The following is a 23,066-nucleotide window of genomic DNA, read 5'->3' on the forward strand; positions in this document are numbered from 1 at the left end:
ATGGGTTGTCAAAGTCTTTCAGAAAGACGCTGGCGACCGCGCAAATAGTCTCGTTCGAAGGTCCAGTCGCAGATTCCCATATAAGGTTTGCCTTTAATTCCCAGCATTACAGGATTCTGTGAGCAGTATTCGCTTTGACCAGCCTCATAACCTTGCTGGTATTTGGCGTACTGCCCGGACTGAGCATCTGTCAGGTTCAGCTCCGCTATTGGGTGGCCTTGTTGTGCCAGTGTATAGCCATGATCATACCAGTCCTGATCGGACTGAAGCTGGCTGGTATCAACGGTGGAGCAGGCTGCAAGGGTGAGCAGCAGGGGCAGTGTGTACAGATGTCTCATTATCAACTCCTCAGGCGCGGGTAACATGGTATCAGTATAGTATGCGCAGAGGCTGATGATTGTACATTACTTTAGCAACTTACATCACTTAAGCAGCTTGGGTGCCTGAGCTCCTTCAACCGGGCGGTTTACCGATACGCGGCGACCCTTTTTAAGGCCCACTTCGTAGTCTGCGGTGATGTTCTTCATCGCTTCTTTCAGCTGCTGCTTGAACGTTTCCCGGTCAATGTTTTTAAACTCTTTGTCGATGTAGTTGTTGATCTTGTTGTTGGACTCATCGTCCGGGGCGATCAGTGGCAGTTTCTCCAGTGCACCCTCAATCCAGCCGGACAGGAATGAAGATACCCGGCGGTTTACTTCCAGGCTGCTGGTACCACTGCCGGCAAAGCTGTTACGGAACTGACCGGTTTGTTCGTTCATTTCACGGTAGATGATGTCAAAGGCGAATGCCGCAAAAATGGCCCGGTCTGCTTCACCGATGAACTCCAGCCGCTTAAGGCCTTTGTGATTGAGCAGGACTGCCTCAACACCGAACCTGGTGTTGATGCCGCGAATTATACGCAGCAGGGTAGAGCTGATGCTGGCAGGCAGAAGATGGGTAGACTGCGTTTTGCCCATTTTGATGAACTCGATGTCATCTTTGTCCAGGCCGTACTTCAGCATCAGCCTGTGTGCCATTTTAATGGCGTTGGCCGCTTCGTTTACATTGGCTGAGTTACCCAGTTCCAGACATTTGGCAATTTTCTTTAACGCTTTCTGTTTATCCATCAGTGCTGCAGTTTTGGTGGAAAAGTCGGCCATTTTACCGCTTCGGAGCACGAAGGAAAAGCGTGTAAACAAGAAAGGCTGGTCGAAACCAGCCTTTGTATTCTGTTTGTTTAAAAAAACGACTGTGGAATCAAAGCCCCAGCTCATCGAGCAGGTCATTGGCAATATCATCTTCCGGCGGCGTGTCGGCGGCTTTTTTCTGGCCGTTTTGCGCTTGGTCGATCAGATCATCGATATTGGTATCGTCTTCCACTTCGAACTCTTCCAACTGGATGAACTCGGTTTTATCCATCGCCAGCTCAAGGTAGAAGATGTTGTTGTTGGCGGTAGAGAAGGTCACACGGCGTGCCTGAGGGCGGTCCAGGTTGGTATCGACCGACAGCAGCACCTGCTTGTTGATTGCCAGCATCTTAGGCTGGTTCTGGGTAATGTTGGTTTGCAGCTCTTTACGTACTTTGTTGGTGAAATCACCTACCAACTGGTTCATCAGTTCGCCCAGTACATCACCTACTTCGTCTGACGTGTGCAGGATTGCCAGCTCATCTTCCGGCATGCCCATATTGCGCATGTAGTTTTGGTAAACTTCCAGTGCTGCGGCCGCGGTAAAGTTGATCACCACCAGCCCGGAGAAACCACCATCGAACAGCACGAAGCAGCCGAAGTCTGGTTTGAGGCAGGTTTTATTGATTTTCTGCACCATGGCAGAGTAGTTGATTTGTGTAGCCGTTGCTGAGCTCAGGACGCCGGAAACCGACTGGCACAGCTTGAGAAGAATGTCTTCTGTAGTAACTATTTTATTTTTTTTCATAAGGCAATCGCTTAATACGCATTCAAAGAAACATTGCTTTTTAGAAGTGTGGACTATAAATCCAAAAAAGTATGCAAGTGTTGCAGTGTTAAGCGCATGAAGCGTTTTTATCAAGCGGTAAAATGTTGTAAAGTGACGAAAATCAAAAAATAGTTATCACCACTATCTCCCGCCAAAGGAACGGCAGCAAAGGGAGCAGGAAGCAAGATGTTACCAGCAATTTCTCATCAGCCCGATATCGACTCTGTTGTGCGTGTGTATCTCGATGATCTGCGCAGTCAGGGATTTAAAGGGGATATCGAACTCAGTTATGCCAGCCGCCTTGCGGTGGCTACCGACAACAGCGTATACCAGCAGCTGCCTCAGGCGGTGCTGTTTCCCAAAGACAGCGATGATGTGCGGCTGATTGGCCGTGTGTCTGACTGTGAAAAGTACGAACCCGTGACATTTTCACCGCGCGGCGGGGGCACCGGCACTAATGGCCAGTCCCTGACCCGGGGCGTGGTGGTCGATCTCTCCCGCTATATGAATAAGGTGCTTGAGATCAATGAAGAAGAGGGTTGGGTACGGGTACAGACCGGTATTATTAAAGATCAGCTCAATGATGCGGTTCGCCCGTATGGGCTGTTTTTCTCCCCTGAGCTGTCTACCAGTAACCGCGCGACGCTTGGTGGAATGATCAATACCGATGCATCCGGTCAGGGCTCGTTGCAGTATGGTAAAACCTCTGATCATGTTCTCTCACTGCAGGCGGTGTTTGCCGATGGCTCGATGCTGGAAACCGATATGTCTTACGGGGCACCAGCAGAAGGGGAGCTGGCACACCAGGCGCTGACCGTCACTGAGCAGGTTTGCCGTGACAAACGGGAACAGATCCTGGCCAGGTTCCCGCCCCTGAACCGTTTTCTGACCGGCTATGACCTTAAAAATGCCATTGATGAGCAGAGTGGGGCATTTGACCTGACCCGGGTGCTGTGTGGTTCTGAAGGTTCACTGGCCTTTATTACCGAAGCCCGGCTGAATCTGACGCCGATCCCCAAAGCGCGTACTCTGGTGAATGTAAAATACGCTTCTTTTGATGACGCGCTTCGAAATGCGCCTTTCATGGTAGATGCGAAAGCCCTCTCCGTTGAGACTGTGGACTCGCGGGTACTCAATCTGGCGAAGCAGGATATTGTCTGGCATACGGTGTCGGACCTGCTGACCGATGTACCCGGCAGGGAGATGGACGGGATCAACATCGTCGAGTTTGCCGGCGGCGACAAAGCACTGGTGGATGAACGTGTAGGCGCGCTGACAAAGCGTCTGGATGAAATGCTCGCCGATGGTCAGGGTGGCATTATTGGCTATCAGGTATGCAGTGATCTTGCCAGTATCGGCCGGATTTACAACATGCGTAAGAAAGCGGTGGGGCTGCTTGGCGCAGCCAAAGGCCGCAAAAAACCGGTCGCGTTTGCGGAAGATACCTGCGTTCCGCCGGAGAATCTGGCGGATTTTATCGCTGAGTTCCGTGCACTGCTTGATGAGCATGAGCTGGATTACGGTATGTTTGGTCACGTGGATGCCGGCGTGCTGCACGTACGCCCGGCACTGGATATGTGTGACCCACGCCAGGAAGCCCTGATGCAGAAGATCTCAGACCAGGTGGTGGCGCTGGTCGCCAAATACGGCGGCCTGATGTGGGGTGAGCACGGTAAGGGTTTCCGCTCTGAATATGGTCCTGCCTTTTTTGGTGATGAGCTGTTTACCGAGCTGCGCCGGGTGAAAAAGGCGTTTGACCCGTATAACAAGATGAACCCGGGTAAGGTGTGTACCCCGCTGGAAAGCCAGGCTGAACTGGTCAAAGTATCAGACACCAAGCGTGGTTATTATGACCGCCAGATCGATGTTGAGGTGCGCGACAGCTTTAAAGCCGCAATGGAGTGTAACGGCAACGGTCTTTGTTTTAACTACGATGTTCACTCACCTATGTGTCCTTCAATGAAGGTCATGGCGGACCGTCGTCATTCACCCAAAGGGCGCGCCGGTCTGGTGCGCGAATGGCTGCGTCAGCTGACTGACCAGGGCGTGGACATTCTGGATCTTGAAAAGCAGTTGCTCAGCGACAATACCAGCGTACGCGCTCTTCTTGAGCGGGTGCGTAACAGCCTGAACAAAAAGCGGGAGTATGACTTCTCCCATGAAGTGTACGAAGCCATGAACGGCTGTCTGGCGTGTAAAGCCTGTGCCAGTCAGTGTCCGATCAAGGTCGATGTACCCAGCTTCCGGGCCCGTTTCCTTAACCTCTATTACAGCCGCTATCAGCGTCCGGCCAAAGATTACCTGGTGGCGAATATCGAAACCATGCTGCCGCTGATGGCTAAAGCGCCGCGGCTGGTCAACGGCGTTCTGAAGCAGGGCTGGGTGAAACAGTTGACTGCCGCCAGTGTCGGCTATGTGGATGCGCCGCTGCTCAGTGTGCCAACCCTGAGTTCGCGCCTGGCAACAGATTCAGACACTCGTTTTGATTTTAAACGCCTCAGCGCTCAGTCTGCAGAGCAAAAGGCCCGCCATGTGCTGATTGTTCAGGATCCGTTTACCAGCTATTACGATGCTCAGGTAGTGGAAGACTTTGTCACCCTGGTGAAGAAGCTGGGAATGCAGCCGGTACTGCTGCCGTTTAAACCGAACGGTAAGGCGCAGCATATCAAAGGCTTCCTGAAGCAGTTTGCGGCAACAGCGAAAAGCAGTGCCCAGTTCCTGTCGATGGTGGCAGAGCTGGATATCCCGATGGCTGGTGTGGATCCGGCACTGGTGCTCTGTTACCGCGACGAGTATCAGGAGATTTTGGCAGATAAACGTGGCCGGTTTGATGTGCTGACCGTACATGAATGGCTGCTGGATAAGCTTGCGGACATTGAACCTAAACAGGCCGCAGGGGACGCGCCGTGGCACCTGTTTGCCCACTGTACCGAAAAAACCATGTTGCCGAACGCGGAGAAAGAGTGGCAGAAGATATTCTCTTATCTTGGTGCGCAGCTTGAGCCGGTTGCGGTTGGCTGTTGCGGTATGGCTGGCACGTTCGGTCATGAAGTGGATAAATTGCCAGTATCTCAGCAGGTGTATGATCTCAGCTGGAAACCGCGGCTGGAGCAGCTTGACCAGAGCCGTTGTCTTATCTCAGGGTACTCCTGCCGCAGCCAGGTGAAACGGTTTGAAAACGCCGTGCTTCGCCACCCACTTCAGGCTCTTCTCAACTATGTTTAACTCTTCTTCTGATCATCGCTGATAATACAGTTCTCCGGGCCGGAAAATGAAGGCCCGGAGCTGCCTGATTCATATTTTTGGCTGCAGCTTATTCTGGTGATTGATTTGCCCTCTTGATGCTTTAGTCAGCGGCTTCTGGTTATTTTGTGCGCAGGATCAATAAATGCACGAATATTTGCGGTTGTTATTTGAACGATTCTCAAATTTGCGCCATCATTTGTGCACAAAAAATAGTCGAATAATGACAGAAGTTGGCTTATGCAAGATAATCTATTCTCATTTCCGCTCCTCACTCACAGTGATTGCGAAGCGTTGCTGCGTTTTGAATCCCGCAACCGAATGTGGTTTGAAGACTTTGTAGGTCAGAGACCGGATGGTTTTTATTGTATGACCGGAGTCAGCAACCATATACGCCAGTGCCTGCATCAGTACCATGAACTGACTATGCTGCCGACCCTGATAAAAAACGGGCGCGGTGAAATTCTTGGCCGGGCGAACCTGCACAGTATCGACCTTGATAATGGTGAAGCCTGGGTGGGTTACCGTATTGGTGAAAAATCGGCAGGACAGGGGCTGGCGACCAAAGCGACCAGTCAGCTTATTCAGTATGCACGCAGTTTTCCGGGGCTGCGCAGGCTGAAAGCTTATGCCTCGAAGCGAAATGTTGCTTCGCAGCGGGTACTGCTGAATAACAATTTTAAGCTGGTTGGTAAAGTAGGTGAGTTTGCCAGGGTAAACGGTGCTATGCTTGATTGCTATGAGTACCAACTGGACCTGGATGGTTTCCCTGCTTCATGTCGTTTCTTGAACTAAAAATTCCACCGGTGGCACTGTTTGCCGCCGTTTTATGGGGAATGTGGTACAGCACTCACACATTCCCTTCATTTCATTTTGAGCTTCCCCTGAATCTGTTATGGACGGCTGTTATCCTCTGCTTCAGCGGAGTGGCTGGTTTTGCCGGTGTGTGGGAGTTTCGCCGTCATAAAACGACCGTGAATCCACATACCCCGCACAAAGCATCGAAAGTGGTCGATACCGGCATCTACCGTATCAGCCGGAATCCTATGTATCTCGCATTGCTTCTGGGCCTGATAAGTGGTTTTGTTTACCTGCAAAATGCCGTTAATCTGATTTATCCGGTGCTGTTTGTTCTTTATATGAACCGCTTTCAGATCATTCCCGAAGAGCGGGCTCTCAGTAAACTCTATGGCTCAGACTTTCAAGGGTACTGTCAAAAAGTACGCCGCTGGATCTAGGGCGCACTCATTGTACTCTAAGGTTGCTCTGTGAGTATTTGTGGAAGGGTGAAACGGATCTGATCCCGGCCGCGATCTTTCGCCTGATAGAGTTGTTCGTCTGCCCGTTTCAGCCAGATTTTGGGAGTATCGCTGAGTTGTTTTGTTGCCGCTCCGACGCTGATGGTCAGCGCTTGCTCAAACAGGGGCTGGCTTTTTAAAATATCCGATATAGCGCTGAGTTTGCTTCTGACCACATCGGCTGAACCCTGATTAAACAATATCAAAAATTCATCACCACCGAGGCGGAACGCTTTATCAGCAGGTCCGAGCTGGAGCAATATCGCGTCTGCAATAAGGCGGATTACTTTGTCTCCCATATCATGGCCATAGCTGTCATTAATCTGCTTGAAACGGTCGATATCAACCATGGCGATGGTTGAGTGCCCTGCGTTGTTGAGGCTGCAGAGCATGTATTCCTCAAGCTGCGAACGGTTGAGCAGATTAGTCATTGCATCACGTATGGAGGCCTCATGAAGCCGCGACTGGAGTTTATGAATTGAACGAAGCATATAGTGAGAGACCAGCACAGTGATCGACAGCGCTCCAACCAGACGGATCACCGCGGCGGCTTCAAGGTAGTACCAGCCAAATATTCCTGCTATCACCAATGCAATACAGTTACTGATCAGTGAGGCTCTGAGCGGGATGACAAAGCCAATCGAAACCATGACCGGAAACAGCCAGTATGCACCAAAAACCCCCAGCACCTTGATTGCCCAGATGCCGTTGGCCAGCAGAAGGAAAACCGGGACCAGATAGCTGAAACATGGCCGCTGATAGCGCAGTAACCAGATTACTTCGAGCAGCAGAGAGATTTCAAAACCGACCAACAAAACGGTAAAAAAGTATTCTCCGAGCAATGCGTTTTTGATAGCAAACGGGATAAACAGCAGGCTGGAGATCAGCGCGATAAACTTTAAGATGCGCTCCTGCTCTTCAGCGGTATGAAAACCAGCGTCTCCGGACAGCCAGCCGATGTTGAATTTCTTGTCCATAGAGAACCTGTAGTAATGAATGCCTGTTCTGTATGGCCAGCTGACAAGGTGAGATTTTTCTTAGTATTTGAGTGAAATTATATCAAATGCGAGTGACATCACAAAAGCTAATGTTTTAAACGTGGGGTACTGGTATAAAAAAAGCCCCGGCTGTTGCCGGGGCCTTAGAAACTGACTGATTATGCTGCAACCGCTTCGTGTTCAGCAATAAAGGCTTCTTTGCGTGCGTTGAAGCGGGATACCAGGTCATCGACCGCTTCCTGCTCGTATGGCTTCAGACCAGAAGCCACCATACGCTTCACGCCCTTACCTACTACTTCACCATCTTCGATAAAGTCAAAGTTCAGGGTTACCACGCCACGTTTGCCTTCGATATCAAAAGCCGCGCCCATGAACTCTACTTCAGGGTGTGACAGATCAAGGCGGGTAAACTCCACTTCCATGCTCTCGTAGATCACCAGCGGACGCTGGCAGTTGATCATCATCTGTTTCTCCTGCATCAGGGGAACCATGATGTGAGGGAAGTTCATGCCTGAGAACTTAACGTAAGATTTTACTACGTGCTCGATAAACGCCGGGTCTTTGTTCACTTCACCTTCGTGGTGCATGTGAAGGTACTCTTTACCAGATTCGTCCATCAGAGCGCTTTCTGTTGTGCCTTTCTCTTCTACAGACAGCGCAACACCTTCGGTAACCATTCCAGAGAAGTCAAAGCGCATTTTCTGGCTGATCCCTTCCTGGTTCAGCAGCACTGCGAACAGAAGGTCACCCGGAACACAGAAACGTTTGCTGTCTTCATCGTGGATATGGTTGTAGTCACCCGCGACTTTTTTGGCGAAATGACTCGCCTGTTGACGGGTAAACTGGAACTTGTTGTCTTGCGTTGTAAAGTAAGGTTTCAGAAACATAATCGGTTGCGAGTAATAAAAACTGAACGGATTATATCTGACTATTGGTTACAAATGGTCTAACCATTGAGAAAAAATTGATTGCATAAGTGATAAGACACATACAGGCCCCGGAATCCGGGGCCTGGGGACGTCAGGTTGCTCACTTTAGTGATGGCAGAATCTCTTTTGGTAACAATGGGTTATGTATGGCAAGTTTCAAAAGCTCGTTGGCTTTTTCGATATCCGGAGCAAAGTAGCGATCTTTGTCGTAAAACGACACTTTCTCGCGCAGAAGCTGTTTTGCTATCTCGATTCGCACGGAAGATTTGTGTGGTGCCCGGAAATCCAGCCCCTGAGCACCGGCCAGGTATTCCACTGCCAGAATCCCCCGGGTGTTCTCAGCCATATCCCTCAGCCTTCTTGCTGCAAAGGTTGCCATTGAAACGTGGTCTTCCTGATTCGCTGACGTTGGCAGACTGTCTACTGAGCCCGGATGTGCCAGGGTCTTGTTTTCGCTCGCGAGGGCAGCGGAGGTGACCTGAGCTATCATAAAGCCGGAGTTCACCCCGCCGTTATCGACCAGAAACGGAGGCAGTTTGCTCAGCGCGCTGTCAATTAACAGCGCCATTCGCCGCTCTGACAGGCTGCCGATTTCCGCCAGCGCCAGCGCCAGATTGTCGGCAGCCATGGCAACCGGCTCGGCGTGGAAGTTACCCCCGGAGATGATGTCGTTTTGCTCTGCAAATACCAGTGGATTATCGGAGACCGAGTTGGCTTCGGTCAGTAGTACCTCAGCTGCATTGCGGATCTGCTGAAGACAGGCACCCATGACCTGAGGCTGGCAGCGCAGCGAATAAGGGTCCTGAACTTTCTCACAGCCGTGATGTGAGTCTCCGATTTCGCTTTTATCGTCGAGCAGATGACGGTAGGCGAGGGCTGCGTCTATCTGGCTTTGATGCCCGCGAACCAGATGAATGCGCTCATCGAACGGGCGGCGGCTGCCAAGGGCAGCTTCAACAGAGATGGCACCGCACACGGTCGCAGACGAAAACAGATCTTCTGCTGCAAACAGGCCTTCCAGTGCGAAAGCGGTAGAAGCCTGGGTTCCGTTCAGCAGTGCCAGTCCTTCTTTTGGTGCCAGGATGACGGGTTCAAGACCGGCAATTTGAAGCGCTTCCTGACCTGAAATCAGCTTGCCGTTATGGCGCGCCTGACCTTCACCGAGCAGTACGGTGCTCATGTGAGCCAATGGCGCCAGGTCACCGGATGCGCCGACTGAGCCTTTTTCCGGCACGCAGGGGTAGACCTGGCTGTTGACCAGATCAATCAGCGCCTGAATGACTTCAAGGCGGATCCCTGAGTATCCCCGGGCCAGGCTGTTGATTTTCAGTACCATCATCAGGCGAACGGTTTCATCGGCCATAAACTTGCCGATGCCGGCGGCGTGAGACAGAACGATACTTTTTTGCAGTACTTCCAGGTCTTCAGGCGCGATACGGGTGTTCGCCAGCAGGCCAAAGCCGGTATTGATGCCGTAGACGGTGCGGTCTTCTTCAATGATCTTCTCAACCACCTGAGTGCTGGCATTGATAGCATCAAAGGCGCTTTCTGCCAGTTGCAGATTGACCGGAGAGCGGCTGATCTGGCGAAGCTGGGCCAGGGTCAGTTTGCCCGGGTTTAAGCACAGGTTTAACATCCTTACCTCTCCTTTATTGTCCGTTCTGGTCCAGCATTGGCAGATCCAGTTTCTGCTCTCTGGCGCAGTCGATGGCGATCTGATAGCCCGCATCGGCGTGGCGCATGACTCCGGTCGCCGGGTCATTCCACAATACCCGGCCGATCCGCTCGCGAGCATCATCACTGCCATCACAACAGATCACCATGCCTGAGTGCTGGGAGAAGCCCATGCCCACGCCGCCGCCGTGATGGAGGGAGACCCAGGTCGCACCACCTGAGGTATTGAGCAGGGCGTTGAGCAGTGGCCAGTCGGATACGGCGTCTGAGCCGTCCATCATGCCTTCTGTTTCCCGGTTAGGGCTGGCAACGGAGCCTGAGTCCAGGTGGTCACGCCCGATCACGACTGGCGCTTTCAGTTCCCCGTTCTTCACCATTTCGTTAAACGCCAGGCCGAGCCGGACACGGTCTTTCAGGCCAACCCAGCAGATACGAGCCGGAAGCCCCTGGAACTGAATGCGTTCCCTGGCCATATCCAGCCAGTTGTGCAGGTGTGGGTTGTCTGGGATCAGCTCTTTCACTTTCTGGTCGGTCTTATAGATATCTTCCGGATCACCGGAAAGAGCGGCCCAGCGGAACGGACCGATACCTTCACAGAACAGAGGCCTGATATAGGCTGGCACGAATCCCGGGAAGTCAAAGGCGTTTTCTACCCCTTCTTCAAATGCCATCTGGCGGATATTGTTGCCGTAATCGAGAGTGGCTGCGCCGCGCTCCTGCAGCGCAAGCATGGCGCGTACCTGAACGGCCATTGAGGCTTTAGCTGCGCTGACTACGGCCGCTTCGTCCTTCAGGCGCATTTCAGCGGCTTTTTCCATGCTCCAGCCCTGCGGAAGGTAGCCGTTGAGCGGGTCGTGGGCTGAGGTTTGGTCTGTGACAGAATCCGGGGTTACCCCACGCTCGACCAGTTCAGCAAAGATATCGGCGGCGTTACCCAGCAGGCCGACGGAGACAGGTGTATCGGCGTTTTGAATGATCTCCAGCGCTTCATCCAGGCTGGTGGCTTTGCGGTCAACGTAACCGGTGCGCAGACGGTAGTCGATACGGGTCTCATCACACTCGACCGCCAGCATGGAGAATCCGGCCATGGTCGCGGCCAGTGGCTGAGCGCCACCCATACCGCCAAGACCACCGGTCAGGATCCATCGGCCTTTCGCTTCGCCGTTAAAGTGCTTTTTGGCAACCGATACAAAGGTTTCGTAAGTGCCCTGAACAATGCCCTGCGAGCCGATGTAGATCCATGAGCCGGCTGTCATCTGGCCGTACATCATCAGCCCCTGCTTATCCAGCTCGTTAAAATGCTCCCAGTTCGCCCAGTGTGGTACCAGGTTTGAGTTGGCGATAAGTACCCGCGGGGCGTTTTTATGAGTCTGAAAAACACCGACCGGTTTGCCGGACTGCACCAGCAGGGTCTGATCTTCTTCCAGACGCTCCAGTACTTCGACAATCTTGTCATAGCACTCCCAGTTACGCGCTGCGCGCCCGATGCCGCCGTAAACCACCAGAGCGTGCGGGTGCTCGGCCACATCCGGGTCGAGGTTGTTCATCAGCATACGAAGCGGCGCTTCTGTCATCCAGGATTTGGCCCGCAGCGTGGTTCCGTGAGGGGCTTTTATCGTCCGGCTGGTATCCAGGCGGGAGGATGGGGACGGGTGGTTTGGCATTTTGGGTACTCCGTTTTTTATTGGTACGCGGTCCGTGGTTCGCGGTACTCGGGGGATGTTCGGTTCTGGGTTGTTCGGTCCTGGGTTGTAAGGTCCTGGGTTCTGGGGAAAGCTACCTAGTACCCAGCACCGTTCTTATATTCTGTTCGGCGTTGACGCTATTTCCCATACCAGCCGCGCGGCGAGGCGGGCGGTTCTGGCGTCGGTGTCGAAATCCGGGTTGTATTCGGCGATATCGGCCAGGGCCAGTTTGGGGTGCTGTATTACGCGTTCCATCAGTGGCCACAGGTTATCCAGGCAGACGCCGGTTGCGGCGGGGGCGCTGACGCCGGGGGCAGTGGCTGCAGGGAACACATCCATATCTATACTCAGGTAGAGCAGGTCACTCTGGTCGATAAACTGCTGCAGGCACTCCAGGTGCATGTCGAGTTTGGTTGGGGTGAGGGACTTATCTTCCACATACCAGACTCCCAGTTCGTCAGCGCGCTTAAACAGCGCCTTGGTGTTACTGGCGCGGCTGATCCCGAGACAGGCGTAGTGGAACGGCCAGCCTTTTTGATGGCAAAAATCTGCGATTTGGTTAAATGGGGTGCCGGAGCTGGGTTTTACGGATTCGTAGCTTCTGAGATCGAAATGGGCGTCAAAGTTGATGATGCCGATACGAAGGGGTTTGTCGCTCTGTTTGCCAAAATGGCTGGCCAGGCCCTGGAAAGAACCCCAGGCTACTTCATGTCCGCCGCCCAGTACGATAGTTTTTCCGTGTGCTACTGCTTTGCTGACCATGGCAGCCAGCTCTGACTGCGCCTGCTCCAGCCCGTCGTCTTTACAGTAAACATTGCCCATATCACGCAGTGAATAGTCCTGATGCCATGCGAGATTTTTCAGCGCGTGACGAATGGCATCCGGGCCAAGAGCAGCCCCGGGGCGGCCGTGATTGCGGCTCACACCTGCATCACAGGCAAATCCTGCCAGGTTGATCTTCACCTGTTCAGGCTGCCCAGCCATGACATGGTGTACCCGGACGGCACCCGTACCTTCTTCGCTGTCTTCACGGCCGGTCCAGTTAAAATCAGACATAGTTGAGTTCTCCGTTAATGATTCTGGCACTCAGGCGGGGGATCCCACATTGGTAGCTGAGTTCTGCCGGATGGCTGATATTCCAGAGCGCGAGGTCGGCATCCATTCCCGGTTCGATACGGCCTTTAGTGGCTGAGATCCCCAGCGCTTTTGCTGCGTGGCAGGTGACGCCCCGCAGCGCTTCTTCCGGTGTTAAACGGAACAGGGTACACGCCATGTTCATCATCAGGGTAAGGTCGGCGAATGGTGAGGTGCCGGGGTTCAGATCGGTTGAGAGTGCCATCGGTACTTTGTGACGTCGCAGGGCTTCAACCGGTGGCATTTGAGTTTCCCGCAGGAAGTAAAATGCGCCGGGAAGCAGGGTTGCTACTGTGCCGTGTTCAGCCAGCGCTTTGACACCCTGCCCGCCAAGATATTCGATATGGTCAACTGACAGCGCGCCGTAGCGGGCAGCCAGCTCTGAACCACCCTGAAGTGATAACTGCTCGGTATGCGCTTTGATTGCCAGCCCGAACTGACTGGCGGCGATAAATACCCGCTCACACTGCTCAGGGGTAAAGGCGATGTTCTCACAAAAGACATCTACGCTGTCCGCCAGTCCTTCTTCAGCTGCCTGTGGAATGGTTTCGGCGCAGACCAGGTCGATATACCCGTCCGCGTTTCCCTGAAATTCGGGTGGCACGGTGTGTGCGGCAAGCAGGGTAGTACTGATATTGATTTTGCGGTGGGCCTGAAGCGCTTTGGCGGCGCGCAGCATTTTAAGCTCGTCTTTGGTAGTCAGCCCGTAGCCTGACTTTATCTCCAGCGTGGTCACGCCGCTGGCGATTAATCCGTCCAGGCGGGGCAGAGCGCTCTCTGTTAACTGTTGCTCGCTGGCTGCGCGGGTGGCACGCACTGTAGAGAGGATCCCGCCACCTTTTTTGGCGATCTCTTCATAAGGCGTGCCCTGCAGGCGCAGTTCAAACTCCTGCGCCCGGTTTCCGGCGTAAATCAGATGGGTATGACAGTCGATAAGCCCGGGAGTAAGAAGCTTTCCGGCGCCGTTATGAACCGGTGTCTCTGACGCTACCTGCTCTGGTTTCCACTCGCACATTGGCCGGACCGAATGGATTTTTCCGGCGCGTATTTCGATAAACTGGTCAGTTACCAGTTCGTATCCGGCCGGGCCATTGGCCAGGGTCACAAGGTTTACATTGGTCAGGATCAGGTTCATGGTTTCGGCTGTTATTTAAATGTATATACAAATAAGTAGACAAAACCAGATTTGCTGACAAGTACAATGTTATCAGTTTGTGATGTGTGAGCCTGTTTTTTGTTCGTTCAGAGGTCGATTTTTGAACTGAGTTTGTATTTTGAACCCGGGTGCCAGAGGCGGGCAAAACTGACCAGATCCTGATGGCACCAGGTACGGCGATTCAGTAACAGGCAGGCTTCATTATCTCTGATTTCAAGGAGTTGTTTTATTTCTGAGTCTGGCAGCAATGCTTCCACCGTATGCTCCAGTGCGGTAAGAGGGCAGCACTCGGACAGATACTGATGAGGCGTAACCCGGGTGAAATCCTGCTCAAGATAGTGGGGAGCCAGGGCGGCATTGACCCAGCGAACTTCCAGCTGAAGCGGCACATCGTCAGCAAAGTGGACAATTCGGGTAACAAAGACCAGGCTGCCAAGCATGATCCCCAGTTTGGTGGCGATCAGTTCATCTGCGGTAAGTGAGGACTGCTCCATAACCTGGCAGCTGTATTGCTGGCCCCGCTCAGTGACTTCATGGGCGATATTGGTGGTTGTCAGCAGAGGTGACTGAGCTTTTCCCGGGGGCTTGCGGACAAAAGTTCCGCGTCGCGGTGTTCTTTCCAGTCTGCCTTCATTGACCAGATCGCGAATCGCTTTGTTTACCGTCATCCTGCTGACGCCAAACTGTTTTGTCAGCTCGAGTTCAGTGGCAATCTTATGTCCGGTTGGCCATTCACCTGAGCGGATCTTTTGTTCGATATGCTGTTTGATCTGGATATAGACTGGCGTGGTCAAATTAGGCTCTTCCCTGAATGGTATAGACAAATACTGCAGGCTCAGGCGGGAAAAAGCAATTTGCGGGGCAGGATTTATGTCAGAAAGTTGAAATCGCCCGGGAGTAAAATAGTCTGTCTGCTGTTTATCAGCGCTGTTGTGGGTGACTTATACTCAATATCAGGAGCCAGTGCGGTTATCGTGATGGTGGAGTTGTCGCGGAGTAAAGGCAGGGCGTGTATGGCGGATAAATCCCCCTCATTATTGGGCGGCGCATGCATTATTGCGTGTGTTTGTGTTGGTGCGGGAATGCTTGGCCTGCCAGCGGCAGGAGCCGGTGCCTGGACCCTGTTGTCAATACTGGTTCTTGTACTGACTATGGCAGTAATGCTTTTCTCGGGCTGGTTGCTGCTGGAGGTGTATCAGTACTTTCCTGCCAAAGTGTCCTTCAGTTCCGTCACAGAGAAACTGCTCGGGAAGCGCTTCAACCTTGTGAACAACCTTGCCGTTTATTTTGTGGGCGGAATACTCCTCTATGCCTATATCACGTCAGCGGGGCTGATTATTTCAGGGCTGTTGCCTGTTCACAGTCAGTTCGCTTCAATCCTTTTTGTGCTGTTTTTCTCACTGATCGTCTGGCATTCGACCTGGCTTGTCGACAAGACTGCGGTTGTCCTTATCGTTATTATGATTTTGAGCTTTGGTGTGGGCATTTCCGGCCTTGCTGTGAATATCGACCCGGGCCTGCTGCTCAACCGGGCGGATGGCGCTGTATCGCGCTATCTGATTTATACCCTTCCGCTGTTGCCCGTCGCGCTGGCCTCTTTTGGCTATCACCATTCGGTGTCTACCATGAGGGATTACTACCGCAGTGAACATAAAGCCGGCTGGGTACTTCTGGGCGGCGTACTTATTGCTCTGGTGGTGTATGTGGTATGGATGATTACTGTGTACGGGAATCTTCCGCGTGATCAATTTCCGGAGATCATCAGGCAGGGTGGTAACGTTGATGTGCTGCTTAAGCGTCTGGATGGTGTAATTGAAGTGGCGGCGGTGTCCCGGATAATCAGCGCTTTTTCAATGGCGGCAATACTGTCGAGCTTTATTGGTGTCGGTATCGGCGTATTTGATTACATAGCTGACGCATTTCAGTTCGACGATACCCGGGCAGGACGAACCAAATCCTGGGCGATGACATTTGTTCCGCCATTGGTGTGTTCTCTGCTCTTTCCTTTCGGGTTTCTGCTGGCGATAGGTTACGCAGCATTTGCAGCTGCACTTTGGACCTGTATTACACCTGCATTGCTGGCAGCCAAAGTCCGTGAAAAATACAAAAGAGGTTCAGAAGAACAGCAGGGGAGTGGGTTCAGGGTGGTCGGCGGACGGGTTACTTTACTGTTTGTGGGACTGTTTGGTGTGGTTGTGATGGTGGTACACACTTTGGCGGTACTTGGCGCTCTGCCGGCGTTTGATGGTTAGCTCGTTGTAGTGCTTTGAAATAATTGAACTACTCCACAGCTTTTACTTTAACGGCCGTGGCATACTGGCGGCTTTATAAATAAATACAGGTAGCGAGATGCAGTACGCCGATAAAATGACCTTTTTCCAGCGCTTTGAGAAAGATATCCTTGCCGGGCGCAAAGTGATCACCATTCGTGATGAGAGCGAAAACAATTATTTGCCGGGCAGTGTGGTAGACGTCAGTACGTTTGAAGAAGACCGCTGGTTCTGCAAACTCAAAATTGAATCGGTAACCCCGGTGTTGTTTTCAGAGCTTGAAGACTTTCACGCCAAACAGGAAAACATGACGCTTGAGCAGTTAAAGCAAGTGATTTCAGAGATCTACCCTGGAATTGAGCAACTCTACGTTATTCAGTTTGAGCTGGTCTAAACTTCCTTTGCATTCCCCGGCATAGCCAGATAAAATCCCATGCTTCGATGATGGTCCGGTATTCGTGTTACCGAGAGGCCATCGTTGAATCTTAATTTACTCAAACTTGAACATGTGTTGCCTGGTATGCAACACCACTGTAAAGGATTAAACATGCCTATTATTACTCTTCCTGACGGCAGTCAGCGTCAATTTGATAACCCGGTAACAACTCTTGAAGTGGCTCAGTCTATTGGTCCTGGTCTTGCGAAAGCAACCATCGCCGGCCGTGTAGACGGTGTTCGTGTGGATGCCTGTGATCCAATCGAAAACGATGCCAGCCTGGAAATCATCACCACCAAAGATGAGGTGGATGGTCTTGAAATTGTACGTCACTCTTGTGCGCACCTTTTAGGTCACGCTATCAAACAGCTTTACCCACAAGCTAAGATGGCTATCGGCCCGACCATTGACAACGGCTTCTACTACGACATCGACCTGGACGAGTCTCTGACGCAAGAAGATCTGGAAAAGATCGAAAAGCGCATGAAAGAGCTTGCGAAAACCAAATACCAGGTGATCAAGAAAAAAGTAAGCTGGCAGGAAGCGCGCGATGCTTTTGAAGCTCGCGGCGAAACCTACAAGATGGAAATCCTGGACGAGAACGTTGCTAAAGACGACCGTCCTGGCCTGTACCATCATGAAGAATACATCGACATGTGTCGTGGTCCGCACGTACCGAACATGGGCTTCTGTCAGCACTTTACCCTGCTGAACGTTGCCGGCGCGTACTGGCGTGGTAACAGCGACAACAAGATGCTGCAGCGTATCTACGGTACTGCATTCCACGACAAGAAAGCGCTGAAAGCGCACCTGACCCGTCTGGAAGAAGCAGCCAAGCGTGACCACCGTAAGATCGGTAAGCAACTGGACCTGTTCCACATGCAGCAGGAAGCACCAGGTATGGTGTTCTGGCACCACAATGGCTGGTCTGTATTCCGTGACCTGGAAGTGTTTGTACGTGAAAAACTGACCGAATACGGTTACCAGGAAGTGAAAGGTCCTCTGATGATGGACCGCGTTCTGTGGGAACGCTCTGGTCACTGGGACAAGTACGCAGACGCGATGTTCACCACTTCTTCTGAGAACCGTGAATACGCAATCAAACCAATGAACTGTCCGGGCCACGTTCAGATCTTCAACCAGGGTCTGAAATCATACCGTGACCTGCCACTGCGTATGGCTGAGTTTGGTTCGTGTCACCGTAACGAGCCATCAGGCGCTCTGCACGGTATTATGCGTGTACGTGGTTTCACTCAGGATGATGCACACATCTTCTGTACAGAAGAGCAGATCCAGCAGGAAGTGACCGAGTGTATCCGCATGGTATACGACACTTACCAGACTTTCGGCTTCGATAACATCGTAGTGAAACTGTCTACCCGTCCTGAAAAGCGTGTGGGCAGCGACGAAATCTGGGACCGCTCTGAAGAAGCACTGCAAGAGTCTCTGAAAGCAATGGATATTCCATTTGAAATTCAGGAAGGCGAGGGTGCGTTCTACGGTCCTAAGATTGAGTTCACTCTGTACGACTGTCTGGACCGTGCATGGCAGTGTGGTACTGTTCAGCTGGACTTCAACCTGCCAGGCCGCCTGGGCGCGACCTACGTGGGTGAGAACAACGAACGCCTGGTGCCGGTAATGATTCACCGTGCAATCCTGGGTTCACTTGAGCGATTCATCGGTATCCTTATCGAAGAATACGCCGGCTTCTTCCCGACCTGGCTGTCGCCAGAGCAGGCTGTGATTATGAATATCACTGATAAGCAGGCCGATTATGCTCAGGAAGTTGCACAAAAACTGCAAAAAAGTGGAATTAGAGCCAAAGCGGACTTGAGAAATGAGAAGATAGGCTTTAAAATCCGCGAACATACATTGAAGCGTGTTCCGTACATGCTGGTTTGTGGCGACCAAGAGATGGAAGCCGGTGAAATCGCAGTACGTACTCGTAAAGGTAAAGACCTCGGTAAATTTAAAGTGGATGACCTAATTGAATACATCCAAACCGAAGTTAAAAGCCGTAAGCTCAATCTGGAGGAATAAGCTATTAAAGGCGGAAGACGTGGCCAACAGCCGGCCAAGCAAAATCAACACCGTTTGAACGGTGAAATCCGTGGCGTTCGTGAAGTTCGTCTGACCGGTGCTGATGGTGAGTCAGTTGGTGTTGTATCAATTCAAGAAGCGATTGCTGCTGCTGAAGAAGCGGGCATGGATCTTGTTGAAATCAGCCCTAACGCAGAGCCGCCAGTCTGTCGAGTGATGGACTACGGTAAGTTCCTCTTCGAGAAGAGCAAAGCTGCTAAAGAGCAGAAGAAGAAGCAAAAGCAGATTCAGATTAAGGAAGTAAAATTCCGTCCTGGAACTGATATTGGAGACTATCAGGTAAAACTACGCAACCTGACGCGTTTCCTTGAAGAAGGCAACAAAGTGAAGGTAACAATTCGCTTTCGTGGCCGAGAAATGGCACACCAGGACATCGGTGTTGACGTTCTGAATCGTCTTAAGGAAGACACTGTTGATTTAGCAGTAGTGGAATCTTTCCCTAAGAAGATCGAAGGTCGTCAGATGATCATGGTGCTGGCCCCTAAGAAGAAGTAATTAACGGCTTACAAGTAATTAAACTCTGCCGTTGCTAAGACGGTAGGGTTTTATTCGCCCTGATTACGTGTTTATTAAACTACTCAATGCGGAGTTATTCATCATGCCTAAGATGAAAACCAACAAAGGTGCTGCTAAGCGTTTTAAGAAAACTGCTGGTGGTATTAAGTACAAGCACGCTACAAAACGTCACATCCTGACCAAGCGTACTACTAAGAACAAGCGTCAGCTGCGTCCAAATGCAATCCTTCCTAAGTGTGAAGTGGCTGCAGTTGCTCGTATGATGCCATACGCTTAATTCTTTTTAGTTATCAATCGTTTAGTTTAGGAGAGACATAATGCCTCGCGTAAAACGTGGTGTACAAGCTCGTGCACGTCATAAGAAAGTTCTAAAACAAGCTAAAGGTTACTACGGTGCTCGCTCTCGCGTTTACCGCGTAGCTTTCCAGGCAGTTACTAAAGCTGGTCAATACGCTTACCGTGACCGTCGCAACAAGAAGCGTCAATTCCGTCAACTGTGGATTGCACGTATCAACGCTGCATCTCGTCAGAATGGCCTGTCTTACAGCCGTTTCATCAACGGTCTGAAGAAAGCATCTATCGAGATCGACCGTAAGATCCTTGCTGACATCGCGGTATTCGACAAAGCTGCATTCGCAGTACTTGTTGAAAAAGCAAAAGCTGCTCTGTAATTTAGCAGTTTAGGTTTAAGAAAAGGGGAGCATTTATGCTCTCCTTTTTTGTGCCTGCAATTCAGAGAACCGAAAACGAAAACCGAAAGTGTAGCGGCTTACGAACGAAAGATTTCTGTTGTTTTCGAAAGTCTTTAGGGTATTACGAAATCACTCGTAAGTCCGTTCGTTAAAAACGAAACCCTGAACTTACTTTATAGTTTTGAAAACGGGCTGACCACCCCGCTGGCTCCACGATCCAGCACATGGGTATAGATCTGAGTTGTCTTTACATCAGAGTGCCCCAGTTGCTCCTGTACCGTCCGGATATCTGCACCGCTCTCCAGCAGATGAGTCGCGAATGAATGCCTGAGTGTATGGCAGGTGACCTTCTTCTCCAGTCCCGCTTTTTTAGCCGCGTTGCGAACTGCTCTCTGTACTGAGGTCGCATCGATATGATGACGGCGAATTTCACCGCTTGCCGGATCCCCGGAAAGGCGGGCAGATGGAAACAGAAAGTGCCAGTTGAGTGATTTGGGCGCATCGGGATATTTCTTTGCCAGAGCATCAGGCAGCCACACTCCACTATAGGCCTCATCGGCTATGTCTTGTTGCCAGTGTAACCTTACTACCTCCTGCTGATGCCTGAGCCCTTCAATCAGTTCCCGCGCAAGGGTAACCACCCGGTTCTTGTTGCCTTTACCCTGCCAGATCCGAAGCGCACAGTAGTCATAGTCAATATCCTGATAGCGAAGCCTCAGGCATTCCATTAACCGAAGTCCCGAACCATACATTAACTGAGCCGGCAGCAGGCTGTTTGGCCTGAGGTGAGCAAGAAGTTCTCTTACTTCCCGCTGAGTTAATACAACAGGAAGTTTGGCGTGTTTAGTAGACCGTCGAAAGCGCATGTCGACTTCTACCGGCTGGTGGATGATATGTTTATACAGGAAAACCAGCGCATTCAACGCCTGGCTCTGGGTCCGGACCGCCACATTCTTTTTGACCGCCAGCCAGGTAAGAAACTCTTCGACCTCTGCCTGACCAAGCTTTTCCGGATGCTGCTTACCATGAAACAAAATGTACTGCTTAATCCATGACAAGTACGCTTCCACCGTGCTCTTAGCGTAGTGGCTGGCGTACATGAACTCTTCAATATAGCTAAGAAATGGTGATCGATTTGCCATAACAGGTGCACTGGTTATATTTACAGTATTCTAATCATAGTCAATTCTGGACAGGATCAGCGGTTAAAATCCGTAGTTTGTGATATGCAACAAAGTCTTTGTGACCATAATCCACTGATTTGCAAAAGGTATTAGGATAGTATGATGAGATTCTGTGATAAATAGAAGGCGGTAGCGTGGGTGGGATCTGCGGGATTATGCCGTTGAATAGATGTTAAATTACTTAGGATAGTTATGTCTATAGAAGTCAATGCGGTTTCATCATTAATGAGACCCAACAAGCGAATGATGGAAGTCTATTTATGGCTTATCTTCGCTGTATTAGTAGCAGGGCGAATGATACTGCAAATATCAATGAACTGGGAAGGCACCTTCTACTTAAAGGAACTAACATTCTTTTATTATGATATATTGGGTGCATTTTCTGTTTTATTGTTTCCAGTTCTGTTTTCACAAATATTTGGCAGACTACCTTTTGAATATTTACGGTATAGAAGAGCAATTAACTCATTAGACTCTGAGTCAGTTAAGCCTGTGAAAAGTGCGTCAGTAACTATTGAAGAACGTGAGGTAATTGAACAACATATTCTTGCGGAAGATTCTTCAGTTGTTCAAATGCAAAAGTTAGCCAAATCTTCTAAAGAAATATCTGAAGGGTTATATACAAGAGCAGGTGTTTATCTATTTATTGGGGTAATAATTGCCTTTTCGGGGCTAGCTTTTTTCTACATTGAAACAGCTAAATCTTCTCCACTAGTCATACCCGACTTGGAATCTGGTGCAACTCAGTCAAGTCTTCTTGAAATGGCTCCTAAGTTCGGTATATTATTTTTTATTGAAATGGTTGCATTTTTCTTTCTTCGACAATACAGAGAAGCTATGGATGAGTATAGATACTATGAATCCATAAAGAGAAAACGCGAAGAAAATCTAGTGCTAATAAAGCTCAATCAAGAAGCTGAAAGTAAAATGGAACTCTCTGAACTTTTAGCAAGCATTACATTTTACAGCGATAAAAAGCATCTAGCTGCTGGAGAGACAACTGAGATCTTAGAATCGAAGAAACTGGATAGTAAAGAAATAGCTCTACTTGAAAAGGTCATTTCTGCAGTTGCCGTGAAAAAATAATTTAACAAAGCAATCAAGTTGATGCGTTACACTCAGCGGTTTTGGTATGGAGTTCAGTGGGGCACACCTTATTGCAGGCGTTATGGCGCATCGGTAATTTATGGGTGGGTAGTCCGCCGTTTTTGCCACTTCAGTTTCAGTGTTTGTGGGCAAGTTTCTACCCGATGTGGCGGAAACATGGTTTGGTGAAGGAAAGCGTGTTTCCGGGCAAATTGCCAGAAAAGGTGGGCACCGGTGTTTAGCTAAGTTTTCTGGGTTAGTTTGGTGGTTCCGGTGTTCGATCTCAGTGCCAGTCGGGTTCAGTGGTTCACCGCAGTTGAGTTTGGTCTTTGAAGTCAGCTCGGTGCCATTGCGGTGTTCAGTATTTGGCGGCCAGTTTGTCAGCATCAGCGGTTTTTCAAAGCTGGTGCGCAGAATGAAGCGCCATAACAAATTGTTCAAGTTGACAGCTAACCTGTGGCATTTTTGGTTCGGTTGAGTTCAGGGATTACGGTGGCTTTGTTTGAGTGTCGTGGTACTTAGCTGCAACTTAACAAGGCGCTGGCGGATCCCCTCATAATTCTGTCATCCCACAGAAGTGCGTTAACCGTTGATATTCTATGATTGCCCACCGGTATTGTTGCTCTCGAATGTGGTAGCGTCGATGCTTCCGCACTTCTCGCCCTAGTCTGGGAATTGAGAGTACACGCCGGTGTTTAATAGTATTGGCCTGGAAGTCCCACTGCCATTT

Annotated in this window: 21 protein-coding genes; 10 read left to right on the forward strand and 11 right to left on the reverse strand. The window is 50.8% G+C overall.

The window, feature by feature from the left end:
- Positions 1 to 8 precede the first annotated feature (8 nt).
- From ACVB80_RS13650 to ACVB80_RS13660, 3 genes are all read right to left on the reverse strand, one after another.
- A complete protein-coding gene (locus ACVB80_RS13650) occupies positions 9 to 338 on the reverse strand; it encodes a DUF2799 domain-containing protein (RefSeq protein ID WP_481081837.1) in 330 nt (109 codons plus the stop codon).
- An 84-nt stretch (positions 339 to 422) separates the two neighbouring features.
- Entirely contained in the window at positions 423 to 1,106 is a 684-nt protein-coding gene (locus tag ACVB80_RS13655; protein ID WP_481081859.1) for a DUF2786 domain-containing protein, read from the reverse strand.
- Between the two features lie 130 nt (positions 1,107 to 1,236).
- A complete protein-coding gene (locus ACVB80_RS13660; RefSeq protein WP_481081838.1) occupies positions 1,237 to 1,914 on the reverse strand; it encodes a DUF3334 family protein in 678 nt (225 codons plus the stop codon).
- A 207-nt stretch (positions 1,915 to 2,121) separates the two neighbouring features.
- Between ACVB80_RS13660 and ydiJ the strand changes: the two genes are divergently transcribed.
- The 3 genes from ydiJ to ACVB80_RS13675 all read left to right on the forward strand — a co-directional run bounded on the left by ydiJ (position 2,122) and on the right by ACVB80_RS13675 (position 6,416).
- Positions 2,122 to 5,160, forward strand: a complete 3,039-nt coding sequence (ydiJ, locus tag ACVB80_RS13665; protein ID WP_481081839.1) for a D-2-hydroxyglutarate dehydrogenase YdiJ — start codon at positions 2,122 to 2,124, stop codon at positions 5,158 to 5,160.
- Between the two features lie 258 nt (positions 5,161 to 5,418).
- Positions 5,419 to 5,973: a GNAT family N-acetyltransferase gene (locus ACVB80_RS13670; RefSeq protein WP_481081840.1), complete on the forward strand. Its 555-nt coding sequence runs from the start codon at positions 5,419 to 5,421 to the stop codon at positions 5,971 to 5,973.
- Complete coding sequence (locus ACVB80_RS13675) at positions 5,955 to 6,416, forward strand: methyltransferase family protein (protein WP_481081841.1); 462 nt, start codon at positions 5,955 to 5,957, stop codon at positions 6,414 to 6,416. The genes ACVB80_RS13670 and ACVB80_RS13675 overlap by 19 nt, the downstream gene beginning before the upstream one ends.
- 17 nt (positions 6,417 to 6,433) lie before the next feature.
- Here ACVB80_RS13675 and ACVB80_RS13680 read toward each other — a convergent pair whose 3' ends face one another.
- The 7 genes from ACVB80_RS13680 to hutC all read right to left on the reverse strand — a co-directional run bounded on the left by ACVB80_RS13680 (position 6,434) and on the right by hutC (position 14,846).
- The gene (locus ACVB80_RS13680) at positions 6,434 to 7,453 is read right to left on the reverse strand and encodes a GGDEF domain-containing protein (RefSeq protein WP_481081842.1); all 1,020 of its coding nucleotides are present in this window, start codon (positions 7,451 to 7,453) and stop codon (positions 6,434 to 6,436) included.
- A 179-nt stretch (positions 7,454 to 7,632) separates the two neighbouring features.
- Entirely contained in the window at positions 7,633 to 8,361 is a 729-nt protein-coding gene (locus ACVB80_RS13685; RefSeq protein WP_481081843.1) for a DUF3581 domain-containing protein, read from the reverse strand.
- A gap of 142 nt (positions 8,362 to 8,503) precedes the next feature.
- On the reverse strand, positions 8,504 to 10,039 hold the full coding sequence (hutH, locus tag ACVB80_RS13690; protein WP_481081844.1) for a histidine ammonia-lyase: 1,536 nt from the start codon (positions 10,037 to 10,039) through the stop codon (positions 8,504 to 8,506).
- A gap of 13 nt (positions 10,040 to 10,052) precedes the next feature.
- Positions 10,053 to 11,741, reverse strand: coding sequence for a urocanate hydratase (gene hutU, locus ACVB80_RS13695; RefSeq protein ID WP_481081845.1), 1,689 nt, complete (start codon positions 11,739 to 11,741; stop codon positions 10,053 to 10,055).
- A gap of 135 nt (positions 11,742 to 11,876) precedes the next feature.
- Positions 11,877 to 12,818 (reverse strand): formimidoylglutamase, encoded by a 942-nt coding sequence (gene hutG / locus ACVB80_RS13700; RefSeq protein ID WP_481081846.1) that lies wholly within the window; start codon positions 12,816 to 12,818, stop codon positions 11,877 to 11,879.
- On the reverse strand, positions 12,811 to 14,031 hold the full coding sequence (gene hutI / locus ACVB80_RS13705; protein ID WP_481081847.1) for an imidazolonepropionase: 1,221 nt from the start codon (positions 14,029 to 14,031) through the stop codon (positions 12,811 to 12,813). The genes hutG and hutI overlap by 8 nt, the downstream gene beginning before the upstream one ends.
- A 107-nt stretch (positions 14,032 to 14,138) precedes the next feature.
- Complete coding sequence (gene hutC, locus ACVB80_RS13710; protein ID WP_481081848.1) at positions 14,139 to 14,846, reverse strand: histidine utilization repressor; 708 nt, start codon at positions 14,844 to 14,846, stop codon at positions 14,139 to 14,141.
- A gap of 219 nt (positions 14,847 to 15,065) precedes the next feature.
- Between hutC and ACVB80_RS13715 the strand changes: the two genes are divergently transcribed.
- The 6 genes from ACVB80_RS13715 to rplT all read left to right on the forward strand — a co-directional run bounded on the left by ACVB80_RS13715 (position 15,066) and on the right by rplT (position 20,045).
- Complete coding sequence (locus ACVB80_RS13715) at positions 15,066 to 16,304, forward strand: aromatic amino acid transport family protein (protein WP_481081849.1); 1,239 nt, start codon at positions 15,066 to 15,068, stop codon at positions 16,302 to 16,304.
- A gap of 115 nt (positions 16,305 to 16,419) precedes the next feature.
- Positions 16,420 to 16,716 carry a N(4)-acetylcytidine aminohydrolase gene (yqfB, locus tag ACVB80_RS13720; protein WP_481081860.1) on the forward strand — a complete coding sequence of 99 codons (297 nt, stop codon included), beginning with the start codon at positions 16,420 to 16,422 and terminating at the stop codon, positions 16,714 to 16,716.
- Between the two features lie 153 nt (positions 16,717 to 16,869).
- Positions 16,870 to 18,798 carry a threonine--tRNA ligase gene (gene thrS, locus ACVB80_RS13725; protein WP_481081850.1) on the forward strand — a complete coding sequence of 643 codons (1,929 nt, stop codon included), beginning with the start codon at positions 16,870 to 16,872 and terminating at the stop codon, positions 18,796 to 18,798.
- A 3-nt stretch (positions 18,799 to 18,801) separates the two neighbouring features.
- Entirely contained in the window at positions 18,802 to 19,353 is a 552-nt protein-coding gene (infC, locus tag ACVB80_RS13730) for a translation initiation factor IF-3 (RefSeq protein ID WP_481081861.1), read from the forward strand.
- Between the two features lie 103 nt (positions 19,354 to 19,456).
- On the forward strand, positions 19,457 to 19,651 hold the full coding sequence (rpmI, locus tag ACVB80_RS13735) for a 50S ribosomal protein L35 (protein ID WP_075650814.1): 195 nt from the start codon (positions 19,457 to 19,459) through the stop codon (positions 19,649 to 19,651).
- Between the two features lie 40 nt (positions 19,652 to 19,691).
- Positions 19,692 to 20,045, forward strand: a complete 354-nt coding sequence (gene rplT, locus ACVB80_RS13740; protein WP_004401084.1) for a 50S ribosomal protein L20 — start codon at positions 19,692 to 19,694, stop codon at positions 20,043 to 20,045.
- Between the two features lie 194 nt (positions 20,046 to 20,239).
- Here rplT and ACVB80_RS13745 read toward each other — a convergent pair whose 3' ends face one another.
- Entirely contained in the window at positions 20,240 to 21,208 is a 969-nt protein-coding gene (locus ACVB80_RS13745) for an integron integrase (RefSeq protein WP_481081851.1), read from the reverse strand.
- A gap of 234 nt (positions 21,209 to 21,442) precedes the next feature.
- Between ACVB80_RS13745 and ACVB80_RS13750 the strand changes: the two genes are divergently transcribed.
- Positions 21,443 to 22,336, forward strand: a complete 894-nt coding sequence (locus ACVB80_RS13750; RefSeq protein ID WP_481081852.1) for a hypothetical protein — start codon at positions 21,443 to 21,445, stop codon at positions 22,334 to 22,336.
- The last annotated feature ends 730 nt before the right edge of the window (positions 22,337 to 23,066 follow it).

Source organism: Vibrio sp. 9-16B-A1 (genome assembly GCF_056726165.1).